This window comes from Bartonella sp. AA86SXKL (assembly GCF_042196885.1).
The window spans coordinates 364-637 of record NZ_JBHIRE010000443.1; the positions used below are offsets into that span (position 1 = coordinate 364).

Annotated in this window: 1 protein-coding gene; it reads right to left on the reverse strand. The window is 34.7% G+C overall.

What is annotated here, in order from left to right:
• A partial coding sequence (locus tag ACFIO5_RS12540) for a glycine--tRNA ligase subunit beta (protein WP_375705582.1) occupies positions 1–274 on the reverse strand: 274 nt, incomplete at both ends.

Here is a 274-nt window from a genome sequence, read left to right on the forward strand (position 1 = left end):
AATTTTGCATGGAAAGTTACATTTAAATGATCCAATCGCGCCATTCTCTGATCGAGAGGTTTTGTTAAATCAAGATCAAATTTCTTTGCAGAAGATTCTAAATCTTTGATATCGGGCAAATTTTGTTGGTCGGTTTGCCAAAAATAAAGCGCATCAGAAAGACGAGCACAGACAACTTTACTATTTCCTTTAGAAATTTCTTTGCCTTCATCGCTTGCAAGGATATTAGAAACAAGAATAAAATGATGAGAAAGTGTGATCTTTTCGCCTTGTT